The sequence below is a fragment of the Plantactinospora sonchi genome (assembly GCF_036422035.1).
GTDB lineage: Bacteria > Actinomycetota > Actinomycetes > Mycobacteriales > Micromonosporaceae > Plantactinospora > Plantactinospora sonchi.
This window is the reverse complement of record NZ_JAZGQK010000041.1, coordinates 56,630-69,806: the sequence shown is the minus strand read 5'-3', so window position 1 is coordinate 69,806 and position 13,177 is coordinate 56,630. Positions and strand designations below refer to the sequence as shown.

Genomic DNA, 13,177 nt, shown 5'->3' with positions numbered 1-13,177 from the left:
GCGTCTCGGCGTGCCGGCCTCCGCCGATCCGCACCTGGCCCAACTGGACACGGACGAGCGGTGGCGAGCCCTGACCACCCTGCCGGCGAAACTCTCCCTCTACCGGGACGAGGTCTCGTTCCGGGAGAGTTGGCGGATCGCCCAGGAGGTGCTCGGCACCCAGGTCCTGACCGTGCTGCAACAGACCACCCTGCTCACCCTCCGCCCCGAGGCCATCCTGGCCCGCAAGGCCGATGACTGTCTGGAGTTCCTCCGCCGACACGACTTCGCCGCCATCCACGCGGAGCGGCTGCGCTACGACCGGAACAGCATCCGGGACCTGTGGCGCTACCAGTGGAACGTGGCCCAACTGGACAGCATCGAGGTCAGCGACCTGGTGCACTACCGGGCACCGGCGCTGATGCTGGTCCTGCGCGACCTCCACCCGGCGCCGGGCACCCCGGCGAGCCTCCGGCTGACCGCCGTCAAGGGAACCTCCGACCCGACCGGCCGCACCCCCCGGCATCTCCGGTCCGTACTCGGCGCGCCGAACCGGGTGCTGGTCGTGATACACGCCCCCGACGAGCCGCTGGACGTCGTACGTGAACTCGGCGTGCTGTTCGACCGCGCGGCGCTGCGCCGGGTCTACGCCACGATGTGTCAGGAGGGCGCGGACACCACGCCGCGATCGGAGATCGACGACCTGTACCGGTCGACCGAGAGGTACAGCCTCCGGGTGGACAAGGCGATCGACGCGCTCCGCCGGGAACTACGGGTACGCGCCTCCATCGCCGACCCAGGGAGGCTGGCCCTGCTCGGACGGGTGGACGACCGGCTGTCGGAGGCCGAGCACGGCGGTCACCTGGACTGGCGTGGCTGGGTCGAGGACTTGGACAACTGCGGCCTGGCGTACGACTCCTGGCCCAGCACGGTGGTGGCGTCGCACCACGTCGAACACACTCTGCCCGGCGTCCGACCGCTGATCCCGGAGACAGGCCGTCGCGGTTGGTTGGCCGGCGACGGGCTGCTCCTCCCCCGCCAGGTGATCCGGTGAGCCCCGCCGGGCGCGTGGGTGCGGTGGACCGGCTCAGCCGTTCGCCCGTGGCCGCACCGGCCGACTCCTGCTCACCGCTGGTCGCGGGCGTCATCTGACGCCTCCCGTTGACCGGCGGATCGACCGTCCCCACCACTCCCAGCATCGACCGGAGCTAATCTCGAACCCACGCCGGGTTCTGAGAGTAGGACCCTTACAGCGCCGACGACAGGGGCGGGGATGACGACCGGGCGACGGGACGAGGCCGCGATCGAGCGGGCCCTGTCCGCACTGGACCTGGAAACGAAGGTACGCCTCCTCTCCGGCCAGGATTTCTGGACACTGCCCGCCGTACCGGAGATCGGCCTCGGCTCGCTGGTGATGTCGGACGGCCCGATCGGCGTACGCGGGGTCCGCTGGAGTCCCGACGACCCGTCGGTTGCCCTGCCCAGTCCGACGGCGCTCGCCGCCAGCTGGGATCCGACGCTGGCCCGGCGCGCCGGGCGACTGCTCGCCGCCGAGTGTCGGCGCCGGGGCATCCACCTGCTGCTCGCCCCGACCGTCAACCTGCACCGCAGCCCGCTCGGCGGCCGGCACTTCGAGTGCTACTCGGAGGATCCGCTGCTCACCGCCGAGATCGGCGTCGGCTACGTGACCGGACTGCAGGAGTGCGGCGTCGGTGCCACGGTGAAGCACTTCGTCGCGAACGACTCGGAGACCGAGCGGATGACGGTCGACGTCCGGGTCTCCGAACGGGCCTTGCGGGAGCTCTACCTCGCCCCGTTCGAACGGATCGTCGGGGCCGGCGTCTGGGCGGTGATGGCGGCGTACAACGGGGTCAACGGCGCCACCATGACCGAGCACCGACCGCTCCTGCACGACCTGCTGAAACGGGAGTGGGGGTTCGACGGCGTCGTCGTCTCCGACTGGACCGCCGCGCGGAGCACGGTGGCCAGCGCCGACGCCGGGCTCGACGTGGTGATGCCGGCCGCCGGCGACCCGTGGGGCGCTGCGCTGGTCGCCGCGGTCCGCGCCGGCACCGTCGCCGAGACCCTCGTCGACGACAAGGTACGTCGGGTGCTCCGGCTCGCCGCAAGAGTCGGCCTGCTCGACGGCGGCGCCCCGTCGGTGCCACCTCCCGGCCCGGCGACGCCGACCGGGGTACCCGCGCCGCCGGACGGCGCCGCCCTGGCCCGGGAGGTGGCGACCCGCTCGATGGTGCTGGCCCGCAACACCGGTGACCTGCTGCCGCTGCACGCAGGGCGGCTGCGCCGGGTCGCGGTCCTCGGCGCGCTCGCCGAGGACGCCCGCATCCAGGGAGGCGGCAGCGCCCAGGTCTCGCCCCCGCACGTGGTCTCCCCGCTGGCCGGGCTGGCCACCGCCCTGCCCGACGTCGTCCTCGACCACGCGGTCGGCGCCGACCCCCGACCCCGGCTGCGGCCAGCGGGCGGCAACGGCTGGAGCCCGGTCATCGCGACCCTGCGGGCCGCCGACGGTCGTGAGCTGTACCGGGCGGAACTCGACCGTGCGACGGTGCGCTGGATGGGTGACCTCCCCGACGGGCTACGCCCTGCCGAGGTGGCCCGGGTGGAACTCGCCGCCCGGTACACGCCGACGCGGGGCGGCCGGCACCGGTTCGCCCTGCACGGCTTCGGGGAGTTTGTCCTCTCGGTCGGGGGTTCGGAACTCTTCGCCGGCCCGCTCTTCGACGAGAGGGACGACCCGGGGACGGTCTTCCTGTCCACCGTGGAGCGACGGTTCGACGTACCGCTGACCGCCGGCGAGCCGGTCGACGTGCTGCTGAGCCGGACACTGTCGGAGGAACGGAGCGGTTTCGTGTCAGCCAGCCTCGGCCATGCCGAGCCGGCCGAGCCGATCCCCGGGCCGGCAGGCGGGAATACGGACCCGGGAGACCGGCCGGCAGGCGGGGACGCGGACCCGGCAGGCGACGAGGCGGAGGCGTTGCTGGCCGAGGCGGTCCGGGTGGCGTCCGACGCCGACCTGGCGGTGGTGGTGGTCGGCACCACCGAGGAGGTGGAGTCGGAGGGCTTCGACCGGAGCACCCTGGCCCTGCCCGGCCGGCAGGACGAACTGGTCCGCCGGGTGGCGGCGGTCAACCCCCGGACGGTCGTCGTGGTGAACGCCGGCTCCCCGGTCCTGATGCCCTGGGTCGACGAGGTGGCGGCCGTCCTGCTCACCTGGTTTCCCGGCCAGGAGGCGGGACACGCCCTCGCCGACGTCCTGCTCGGCCGGGCGGAACCCGGCGGACGACTGCCCACCACCTGGCCGCGTCGCCCCGAGGACTGCCCGGGCCTCAACGTCACCCCGGTCGACGGCGTACTCGACTATCCCGACGACGTACTCGTCGGCTACCGGGGATGGCGGGCGGAGCCGCTCTTCCCGTTCGGGCACGGGCTCGGCTACACCGACTGGGACTACCAGGCACTGTCGGTCGAGGACGGTCCGGCCGGGCCGGTCGCGGTGGCCACCGTAAGCAACGCGGGTGGCCGACCGGGCGCCGAGGTGGTGCAGTTGTACGTCGGCCCCGAGCACACCGAGCCGGACCGACCGGTACGGTGGCTCGCCGGTTTCGCCCGGGTGGAGGCCGCCCCCGGTGAGGCGGTGACCGTACGGGTGCCACTGCCGGCACGTGGCTTCCAGGTCTGGACCGGGCACGGGTGGCGTACCCGGCCCGGCCGGTACCGGCTCGAAGCGGCCCGCAGCGTCGCCGACCGCCGGCTCACCGTCCTGTTCGACGTCTGACCGTTCGATGGCCGGAGAACCCGGGCCGGCCGCCCGTCACCACCGGCCGAGCCGGGTGCTGAGTACGGCCAGCGCGGCGACTCCGGCGGTCGAGGTTCGCAGCACCTCGGCACCGAGCCGGACCGGTGTCCCGCCGGCCGTGGTCAGCGTGGTCAACTCCTCCGGGGCGATGCCACCCTCCGGGCCGACCACCAGCACGATCTCGCCGCTGGCCGGCAGCGCCACGGTGGTGAGCCGGTGTTCCGCCTCCTCGTGCAGGACAAGAGCGGTGGCGCCGACGAACCGGTCGGTCACCGTAGCCAGTGACGCGGCCGGCACCGACGACGATCCGCCGACAACCGGCAGCCAGGACCGACGTGCCTGCTTGGCCGCCTCACGGACGGTCGACACCCAGCGGTCCCGGGCCCGGACACCCCGCTCGGCCCGCCACTGCGCGACCGAGCGCGCCGCCGCCCAGGGCACGATCTCGTCCACCCCGACCTCGGTCATCGCCTGTACGGCCAGTTCGGCCCGCTCCCCCTTTGGAATGCCCTGTACGACGACAAGCCGCGGGTCGGGCGGGTCGACGTACCGCCGGGTGGTGACGGAGGCGGTCAGGGTGCCCCGGCCGACGGCGGTGACGACGGCGGTGGCCGTGCCGCCCCGCCCGTCGGCGAGCAGCAGCTCCTCGCCGGTCCGCAGCCGTTGCACGGTCGCGGCGTGGTGACCTTCGGGTCCGTCGAGTGTGACGACGTCTCCCGACGGCAGCGACTCGACCAGGAACAACGGAGCGCTCACGCCGAGCAGGTTAACCGACCGGCGACCGGGGTCCGGCCGCGCGCCGGCAATTGCCCGGGGCGACCGGCCCGGTGAGCACCGGCAACCGGATCAGCGCCCGGGGGCCAGCCCGGCGAGGGGCTGGCAGCCGGACCAACGCCGTGGCGGGACAGCCCAACCGAGCCGGCAACCGGACCAACGCCGGGACGGGACAGCCCGGTCGGGTCAGCCGTGGCCGTTGAAGGCGTCGCGCATCCGGGAGAAGAAGCCGCCCTGCTTGCTGAGTTCGGCGACCTCCTCGCCCCGGGTCTTGGCGAACTCGCGCAACATCCGCTCCTGCTCGGCGTCGAGCTTGGTCGGCGTCCGGACGTCGAGGTGGACGTAGAGGTCACCCCGGCCGGTGCCACGCAGGTGCGGAACACCCCGGGCCCGCAGCCGCAGCGTCGACCCGGGCTGGGTGCCCGGCTTCACGTCGACCGGTTCCTCGCTGTCCAGCGTCTTGATGGTCAGCCGGGTGCCGAGCGCCGCCGCGGTCATCGGCACGGTGACCCGGCAGTGCAGGTCGTCGCCCTTGCGGGAGTAGACGTCGTGCGGACGCTCGTGGATCTCGACGTACAGGTCGCCGGCGGTGCCGCCACCGGGGCCGACCTCACCCTGCTGGGCGAGCCGGATCCGCATGCCGTCCTCGACACCGGCCGGGATCTTGACGGTCAGCGACCGACGGGTCCGGACCCGGCCGTCGCCGGCGCAGGTGGGGCAGGCGTGCGGGATGATCGTGCCGTAGCCCTGGCAGACGGTGCAGGGCCGGGACGAGACGACCTGGCCAAGGAAGGTCCGCTGCACCGACTGGACCTCGCCGCGCCCGCCACACGCCTCGCAGGTGGCGAGGTGGGTGCCGGGTGCGGTGCCGGCGCCGGAGCAGGTGGTGCAGAGCACGGCGGTGTCGACGGTGATCGGCGCCTCCACCCCGAACGCGGTCTCGTGCAGGTCGAGTTCCAGCCGGAGGATGGCGTCGGCACCCGGCCGGGTACGGGGTCGCGGCCCCCGGGAGCCGCCGGCGGCCCCGAAGAACGCGTCCATGATGTCCTGGAAGCCGACGAACGGCCCGCCGGGACCGCCCGGTCCGCCCGGGGCACCGCCACCGCCGGGCGCGAGCGGGTCACCGCCGAGGTCGACGATCTGCCGCTTCTGGTCGTCGGAGAGGACCTCGTACGCGGCGTTGATCTCCTTGAACTTCTCGTGTGCCTCCGGGTCCGGATTCACATCCGGGTGGTACTGCCGTGCCAGCTTGCGGTAGGCACGCTTGATCTCGTCGTCGGAGGCGTCCCGGCTGATGCCGAGAATCCCGTAGTAGTCCCTGGCCACTGCGTTCCGTGTCCTCATGTCTGTCTCGCGTTACCGTCCGCCGGTCGTCAGATGAGCCTTGGTGGTCAGTTCTGCGCAAGGTGTGGGTGGGTCAGTTCTGCGCCAGCACGTCGCCGACGTAGCGTGCCACGGCCCGCACCGTGGCGATGGTGCCCGGGTAGTCCATCCTGGTCGGCCCCAACACGCCGAGACCACCGACGATGGTGGCCCCTGGCCCGTAGCCGGTGCTGACCACCGAGGTGGCCCGCAGGTTGTCGATCTCGTTCTCGTCGCCGATGCGTACCTGGAGGGTGTTCGGTTCGACCTCGCCGATCAGCTTGAGCAGGATGACCTCCTCCTCCAGCGCCTCCAGGATCGGACGCAGCGAGCCCTGGAAGTCCAGCAGCCCACCCCGGGCGAGGTTGGCGGTGCCGGCCAGGGCGATCCGCTCCTCGTGTCGTTCGACGAGCGTCTCGAGCAGGACGGTGGCGAGGGTGGCCATCGCGGAACCCAGCGCCGGTGGCGCCTCCTCGACCAACGCCTGGACCAGGGGCGGGGTGTCGACGAGCCGCTTGCCGCCGAGCCGCTCGTTGACCAGGCGCCGCATGTCGATCACGTCGTCCGCGCTGGCCGGCGCGGGCAGTTCGACGAGGCGCTGCTCCACCCGACCGGTGTCGGCGATCATGACGAGCATCAGGCGGGTGGTGGAGATCGGTACGAGTTCGAGGTGCCGTACCGAGGACCGGGCCAGGCTCGGGTACTGCACGACGGCGACCTGCCGGGTCAACTGGGCGAGCAGACGTACGGTGCGGTGCACCACGTCGTCGAGGTCGACCGCGCCGACCAGGAACCGCTCGATCGCCCGACGCTCGGCCGGTGTGAGCGGCTTCACCCGGGAGAGCCGGTCGACGAAGAGCCGGTAACCCCGGTCGGTGGGCACCCGTCCGGCGCTGGTGTGCGGCTGCCGGATGTAGCCCTCCTCCTCCAGCACGGCCATGTCGTTGCGCACGGTGGCCGGTGACACTCCCAGCTGGTGGCGCTCGACCAGGGCCTTGCTGCCGACCGGCTCCTGGGTGGCGACGTAGTCCTCCACGATCGCGCGCAGCACGTCGAGCTTGCGGTCGTCGAGACCCATCCTCACCTCCCTGCGACGTCCCGGCCCCGGTTGCCGACACGACCGGGGCGACCACGACGGTCGGGCCACGGATACACCTTGGCACTCGACCGTATCGAGTGCCAGTCTACGACCACGGCGCAGGAGACGCGATGATCGACTGGATGGGCTCTCCAATCCGGGACACCCGCGCCTGCCGATCCCGGACCACCTGCTTGTTCGCACACCCTACCTCGGCGGGGCCAGCCGGTCCGGTCGACTATTGTCCAGTTTCAATCGCCAGGGGGTGTCTGGCGCCGTTTGATCGGTGCACCTACCGTGACCCCATGACTGAACCACCTCGCCCTCCCGGAGAGTACGGCTCGCACAATCCGTACGACGCGCCGGGCACTCCTCCGCCCACCTCCGGCGGCGGCGCCTACCCGCCGCCGACCTCCGGCGGCGGGGCCTATCCCCCGCCGACCTCCGGCGCCGGTGGCTATCCGCCGCCCGGGGGTTACCCACCGCCGGGCGGCTACCCGCCCCCCGGTGGCTACCCACCGCCTGGGGGTTACCCACCGCCGGGCGGCTACCCGCCGCCCGGGGGCTACCCGCCGGGCGCGCCGTACGGGGCTGCCGCTCCGGCCGGCTACGCCAACAGCGACGAGAAGACCTGGGCGCTGATCGCGCACTTCGGTGGCGCTCTGGTCGGGTTCATCGCCGGGCTCGTCGCGATGCTGGCCAAGGGGAACGAGTCCCCGACGGTCCGGGCTCACGCGGTGGAGGCGCTCAACTTCCAGATCACCTGGGGCATCGCCTCGATCATCGCGGTGATCATCGCGACCTGCACCCTCGGCATCCTGTTCTTCCTGCCGTTCATCACGCTGATCATCCAGGTCGTCTTCGCGATCCTCGGCGGCATGAAGGCCAACGAGGGCGTGCTGTACCGCTACCCGATGAGCATCCGGATGGTCAAGTAGTCCCGACCGGACCGGACACGGCCCGTGCCGGGGTCGCCGACGCCACCGCGCGCCCGCCGGCCCCCGCGCACGGGCCACCGGACCTGCACCGTCACCGGTCGGGACGCCGCACCAGCGGCGTCCACCCGGGCCGGGTCACCGCCGGCCGCGTGCCGTCGCCGGACCGGAACCACCGACCATGACCGTCCCCGGCGCTCCGGACGGTCAAGGCAACAGGTCACGGACGACCGCGTCGGCGAGCAGCCGTCCGCGCAGGGTCAGCACCGCCCGCCCCGCCGCGTACCCGGAACGGCTCAGCAACCCGGCGGCGAGCGCCTCGGCCGCCCCCGCCCGCCCCGCATCGTCGAGGACCGCCAGCGGCAGGCCGGTGGCGAGCCGGAGCCGCAGCATCACGTCCTCCACCCGCCGGTCCGCCGTCGACAACAACTCCCGCCCCTGTCCGGGCGACTCACCCGCGCCGAGCCGGGCGGCGTACGTCGTGGGGTGCTTGACGTTCCACCAGCGGACCCCGCCGACGTGGCTGTGTGCTCCCGGGCCGAGGCCCCACCAGTCGCCGCCGGTCCAGTAGAGCAGGTTGTGCCGACACCGCGCCTGGGCTGAGGTGGCCCAGTTGGAGACCTCGTACCAGGAGAAACCGGCACCGGAGAGGCGGGCCTCCGCCGCCAGGTAACGGTCCGCGGCCGTGTCGTCGTCCGGGTACGGCAGCTCGCCACGGCGCATCCGGGCGGCCAGCCGGGTGCCGTCCTCCACGATCAGGGCGTACGCGCTCACATGATCGACGCCCGCGTCGACCACGGCGTCCAGCGATGCCGCGAAGTCGTCCGCGCTCTCCCCCGGCGTCCCGTAGATCAGGTCGAGATTGACGTGGTCGAAGCCGACTTCCCGGGCCTCCTCGGCGGCGGCGGTGGCCCGGCCGGCACTGTGCCGGCGGTCCAGCACCGCCAGCACCCCGGCGGCCGCCGACTGCATGCCCAACGAGATCCGGGTGTAGCCGGCCGCCCGCAGCGCCTTCAACGACTCACGGGTCACCGACTCCGGATTCGCCTCGGTGGTGACCTCCACGTCGCCGGCCAGCCCCCAGAGCCGGTCGATGCCGTCCAGGATCCGGGCGAGGTCGTCGGCGGGGAGCAGGGTCGGGGTGCCACCGCCCACGAAGACCGTGTCGACCCGGGGTGGCGGGTTGTCCCCGAGCACCCGGCCGGCCAGCGTCAACTCGGCGAGGACCTGGTCGGCGTAGCCGTCCCGGCCGGCGCCGCCGCCCAGCTCGCTCGCCGTGTACGTGTTGAAGTCGCAGTAGCCGCAGCGGCTGGCGCAGAACGGCACGTGCACGTAGACCCCGAAGCCGCGCGTCCCCACCTCCACCCGGGCGGAGTCGGGCAGCGTCCCGTCGACGGGGACGGGTTCACCTGCGGGGAGGGTTCCGGGCATACGACTAGTGTGCCGGCATGACCTCAGCCCCCGACCCGCTCGTCCGGGTCTCGACCGCGCACGGGGTGACGACTCTCACCCTGGACAGCCCGCACAACCGGAACGCGCTCTCCACGCCGCTGATGACCCAGCTGCTCGACGCGCTGGCCACGGCGGTGGCCGACGACGCCGTACGGGTGGTCGTGCTTTCCCACACCGGCCCGGTCTTCAGCTCCGGCGCGGACCTCAAGGAGACCGCGGCGGCGTACGAGAACGGCACCGTGCCGGTGGCGAAGCTCGGTGACGTGCTGGCGGCGATCCGGGAGTGCCCGAAGCCGGTGGTGGCCCGGATTGGCGGGCCGGCGCGGGCCGGCGGCCTCGGCCTGATCGCGGCGGCGGACATCGCGATCTGCGTACCGGACGCCACCTTCGCCTTCACCGAGGTACGCCTCGGCGTGGTCCCGGCGGTGATCTCGGCGACGGTACTGCCCCGGTTGCAGCCCCGGGCGGCGGCGGAGCTCTACCTGACCGGGGACGTCTTCGACGGGCGCCGGGCAGCCGAGATCGGCCTGGTCACCACGGTCACTCCCGCCGAGGCGCTGGACGAGGCGGTGGCCTCCTACTGCCTGGCCCTGGTACGCGGTGCGCCGGCCGCGCTGGCCGGGGCGAAGGAGCTGCTGCACCGCCCGCCGGCGGCCGACCTCCGGACCGACCTGGCCGAGCTGCGTGAGCTGTCGGTGCGGTACTTCCACTCGGCGGAGGGGCGGGAAGGCGTCGCGGCGTTCCGGGAGAAACGGCCCGCCCGGTGGGTACCCGGGGTCTGAACTGACCGGGCGGCGGGGCCGGGACTGACCGGCAGGAAAGCGCGACCGGGGCCGGTAAGGGGCATTTCGTCACAGCTCTGCCGGGAACTTGGGCTGCCATCGTAGGCTGTGCCCACTATCGATCAGGGGGTGGCGGTGCGGACTCAGGCGGTGGTGGCGGCGGGAGTGGCGCTTGCGGCGGTCGCCGGCTTCGGCATCTACCTGGGGGCCCGCGAGTTCGGGCACAAGCTGCCGGTGCCCCGTCCGGCGAGCGGCTGCGTCGTCGACGCGGACGGTCGGGTCAGTCTCAACGCCGAGCAGATGGCGAACGCGGCCACCATCGCGGCGGTCGGGATCCGGCGGAAGATGCCGGAACGGGCCGTGGTGGTGGCGCTGGCCACCGCCTTCCAGGAGTCACGCCTGCGCAACCTGGCCGGCGGCGACCGCGACTCGGTGGGGCTGTTCCAGCAGCGGCCGAGTCAGGGTTGGGGCACACCGGATCGGATCCGGGACCCCCGCTACGCAGCCACCAAGTTCTACGACGCGCTGCGCAGGGTACGCGGCTGGGAACAGATGGAGATCACCGACGCGGCCCAGAAGGTGCAGCGTTCCGCCTTCCCCCGGGCGTACCAGCAGTGGGCCGACGAGTCGGAGGTGTTGACCCGGGCCCTGCTCGGCAACGCCACGGGCGCGGTGGCCTGCACGGTCGGCCGGGACCCGGTCATCCGGGGATCGGCGGCGGCGGCCGCGCTGACCGCGGGGCTGACCCTCGACTGGGGTCGGCTGGACACGGTCTCCCCCGCCGAGCTGACCGGTCTGGCGGTACCCACCTCGGACGTGCAGGCGGGCTGGCGGTACGCGCACTGGCTGGTGTCGCACGCCGGGGATCACGGGGTGAAGCGGGTCCGCTTCGCCAACCTGCAGTGGACCGCTGACGGCGGCAGGTGGTCGCCGGTCAAGGACGATGCCACCTCCGACCAGGTCATCGCCGAGGTCTTCACGGACTGAGAGCCGGTCACCGTCGCCCGCGCGGACCACCGGCGGTCCGGATGGTCCGCTGCCGGGCCGCACCCACCTGCCGCTCCGGATGGTCCATTGCCGGGCCGCACCCACCGCCCGCCGGGGTACCACCGGCGATCCGGGCACGACCCCGGTCCCGCTGTGGACGCCGCACCGTCACGAAACCCTGCATCCAATAACCCGCAGTGATTGCACAAACGGTCATTCGGCAATTTTCTTCGCGAACGTTTCCGACAGCAACAACCCTCCGTCAGGTCGCCACTTCTGTCCGTGCCAGCTTCCCGTACTCCACCGATACCCGCCGATGCGCCCGACCCGCGTGCTGCTGCGGGCGTTGCGTGCCGCGTTACGATCGGCAGCCTGTGTGCCCAGAACAAGTTTCACTCAGGGGAGGGGATGGACGCGGTGTTCGACTACGGCGGCCGGACCGGATACGAGCCGATCAGTGACACGGACCGCAAGGAGTTCCACGAGCAGGGTTTCCTGCTGCTCCGCAACGTCCTGACCGAGGACCACCGCGCGGCCCTGGAAGAGGCGGTCGACCGGGTCTACGCGGAGGAGAAGGCAGCCGGCCGGACGACCAAGGACGGCACCCTGCACCTGCTGGGCTTCCTGGAGCGGGACGAGCTCTTCGGCGAGCTGCTCACCCACCCGATCGCGTTCCCGTACATGTGGGGCCTGGCGGGCTGGAACATCTACACGCACCACAACCACCTGGACGTCACGCCGCCGGCGCTGGAGCCGGAGAAGCCCTACTGGGGCTGGCACCAGGACGGGTACCGGCAGAACTCCGACCCGGAGACGATGGACCCGAACCTGCCGCGGCCGATGTTCTCGCTGAAGGTCGCGTACGTGCTCTCCGACCTCTCGGAGAAGGGCCGGGGCGCCACCAAGGTCATCCCGGGCAGCCACCTGTGGAACTCGCTGCCCCGCCCGGCGGACCTGACGGTGCACAACCCGGACCCGGAGGGCACGGTGGAGATCACCGCCAACCCCGGTGACGCCTTCATCTTCGACCGCCGGCAGTGGCACTCGCGGTCGACCAACCTGTCCAACATCACGCGGAAGATGCTCTTCGTCGGCTACACCTACCGGTGGATCCGCCCGCTCGACGAGCTGCACCCGGACAAGAACGGGCCGTGGTACCAGAACCGCACGCCGGTGCAGCGCCAGCTGCTCGGCGAGGGTACGCACACCGCCAACTACTGGGGCATCAACTGGGACGGTTACATCGACGACGAGATCCCGCTGCGCAAGGAGCTCAAGGAGCGCGGTCTGCTGGACCGCAGCATCCCCTGGCTCCGCTGACGCGTCATCTCGGCGGGTAGCTCTGCACCGGCCCTGTCCGACCATCCGGTCGGCGGGGCCGGTTCCCGTTCCGGGGTCCACTCCCCGGGGGTTGATCCTCCTGTCAGGACGGCATCCGCACACGATCTCCTGGCCGGGCGGAAGGTGCCGCCGTCCCCGCACAGCATGGGGCGGCGGCCCCCCCGCCCGGGCCCCCCAGACGCGGGGGGGGGGTAAAACTAGCGCCCGTCAAGGCGCCCGCCCCGGAGGGGGGGGGGGGGGGTTCGGGGCCCCCGCCCCCCCCCGGGGGGGGGCCCCCCCCCCACGGCCGGCGCCCCAGATCTGCGGGGGGGGTGAATCAGTAGCGACTGACTCGGCGACGTCGACCGACACCGGCCACCAGGGCCACCGCGACAGCGGCCAGTGCGACCTGGATCAGCAACTCCATCCAGTCGATGCCGCCCGTCTCGGTCGCGATGCCGGCGGCTCGCGCGATCACGGTACCGAGTAGTGCGGCACCCACACCGATGAGCATGGTCAGCCAGATCGGCATGTCCTGACGGCCCGGTACGACCAGCCGACCGAGTGCGCCGATGATGAGACCGACGATGAGCGCGGTGATGATGCCCCAGACGGTGAGTTCCACGGCCGTCCTCCTTCAGTTGCGGTCACACGGTGTTGTGATGACAGCTAGATTCCCGAAGGCGCAAAA

11 protein-coding genes are annotated in these 13,177 nt (G+C 72.4%); 6 read left to right on the top strand and 5 right to left on the bottom strand.

What is annotated here, in order from left to right; genetic code table 11:
- Window positions 1–10 precede the first annotated feature (10 nt).
- Both V1633_RS34920 and V1633_RS34915 read left to right on the top strand, forming a co-directional pair.
- Window positions 11–1,033, top strand: coding sequence for a hypothetical protein (locus V1633_RS34920; RefSeq protein WP_331218323.1), 1,023 nt, complete (start codon window positions 11–13; stop codon window positions 1,031–1,033).
- Window positions 1,034–1,252: 219 nt separating this feature from the next.
- Complete coding sequence (locus V1633_RS34915) at window positions 1,253–3,775, top strand: beta-glucosidase family protein (protein ID WP_331218324.1); 2,523 nt, start codon at window positions 1,253–1,255, stop codon at window positions 3,773–3,775.
- 36 nt (window positions 3,776–3,811) lie between these two features.
- Here the strand turns inward: V1633_RS34915 and V1633_RS34910 are convergent, their stop codons facing one another.
- The 3 genes from V1633_RS34910 to hrcA form a co-directional block, all read right to left on the bottom strand.
- Window positions 3,812–4,552, bottom strand: a complete 741-nt coding sequence (locus V1633_RS34910) for a 16S rRNA (uracil(1498)-N(3))-methyltransferase (RefSeq protein WP_331218325.1) — start codon at window positions 4,550–4,552, stop codon at window positions 3,812–3,814.
- A 204-nt stretch (window positions 4,553–4,756) separates the two neighbouring features.
- Window positions 4,757–5,896: a molecular chaperone DnaJ gene (gene dnaJ / locus V1633_RS34905; protein ID WP_331218369.1), complete on the bottom strand. Its 1,140-nt coding sequence runs from the start codon at window positions 5,894–5,896 to the stop codon at window positions 4,757–4,759.
- Window positions 5,897–5,987: 91 nt separating this feature from the next.
- Window positions 5,988–7,010, bottom strand: a complete 1,023-nt coding sequence (hrcA, locus tag V1633_RS34900) for a heat-inducible transcriptional repressor HrcA (protein ID WP_331218326.1) — start codon at window positions 7,008–7,010, stop codon at window positions 5,988–5,990.
- 305 nt (window positions 7,011–7,315) lie between these two features.
- Between hrcA and V1633_RS34895 the strand changes: the two genes are divergently transcribed.
- Complete coding sequence (locus V1633_RS34895) at window positions 7,316–7,948, top strand: DUF4870 domain-containing protein (protein ID WP_331218327.1); 633 nt, start codon at window positions 7,316–7,318, stop codon at window positions 7,946–7,948.
- A 204-nt stretch (window positions 7,949–8,152) separates the two neighbouring features.
- Here V1633_RS34895 and hemW read toward each other — a convergent pair whose 3' ends face one another.
- Window positions 8,153–9,376, bottom strand: coding sequence for a radical SAM family heme chaperone HemW (gene hemW / locus V1633_RS34890; protein ID WP_331218328.1), 1,224 nt, complete (start codon window positions 9,374–9,376; stop codon window positions 8,153–8,155).
- Between the two features lie 17 nt (window positions 9,377–9,393).
- Here hemW and V1633_RS34885 point away from each other — a divergent pair, with 17 nt between their 5' ends.
- From V1633_RS34885 to V1633_RS34875, 3 genes are all read left to right on the top strand, one after another.
- The gene (locus V1633_RS34885; protein ID WP_331218329.1) at window positions 9,394–10,179 is read left to right on the top strand and encodes an enoyl-CoA hydratase-related protein; all 786 of its coding nucleotides are present in this window, start codon (window positions 9,394–9,396) and stop codon (window positions 10,177–10,179) included.
- A gap of 129 nt (window positions 10,180–10,308) precedes the next feature.
- Window positions 10,309–11,166 carry a hypothetical protein gene (locus tag V1633_RS34880; protein WP_331218330.1) on the top strand — a complete coding sequence of 286 codons (858 nt, stop codon included), beginning with the start codon at window positions 10,309–10,311 and terminating at the stop codon, window positions 11,164–11,166.
- Window positions 11,167–11,574: 408 nt separating this feature from the next.
- Window positions 11,575–12,486 carry a phytanoyl-CoA dioxygenase family protein gene (locus V1633_RS34875; protein ID WP_331218331.1) on the top strand — a complete coding sequence of 304 codons (912 nt, stop codon included), beginning with the start codon at window positions 11,575–11,577 and terminating at the stop codon, window positions 12,484–12,486.
- A gap of 337 nt (window positions 12,487–12,823) precedes the next feature.
- On the opposite strand, the gene V1633_RS34870 is transcribed toward V1633_RS34875, so the two are convergent.
- Window positions 12,824–13,111, bottom strand: a complete 288-nt coding sequence (locus tag V1633_RS34870) for a GlsB/YeaQ/YmgE family stress response membrane protein (protein WP_331218332.1) — start codon at window positions 13,109–13,111, stop codon at window positions 12,824–12,826.
- Window positions 13,112–13,177: the final 66 nt, after the last annotated feature.

Coding starts and splice junctions, on each gene's coding strand:
- V1633_RS34895 (WP_331218327.1), top strand. CDS start 7,316: ATGACTGAACCACCTCGCCCTCCCGGAGAGTACGGCTCGCACAATCCG.
- hemW (WP_331218328.1), bottom strand. CDS start 9,376: ATGCCCGGAACCCTCCCCGCAGGTGAACCCGTCCCCGTCGACGGGACG.
- V1633_RS34885 (WP_331218329.1), top strand. CDS start 9,394: ATGACCTCAGCCCCCGACCCGCTCGTCCGGGTCTCGACCGCGCACGGG.
- V1633_RS34915 (WP_331218324.1), top strand. CDS start 1,253: ATGACGACCGGGCGACGGGACGAGGCCGCGATCGAGCGGGCCCTGTCC.
- V1633_RS34875 (WP_331218331.1), top strand. CDS start 11,575: ATGGACGCGGTGTTCGACTACGGCGGCCGGACCGGATACGAGCCGATC.
- hrcA (WP_331218326.1), bottom strand. CDS start 7,010: ATGGGTCTCGACGACCGCAAGCTCGACGTGCTGCGCGCGATCGTGGAG.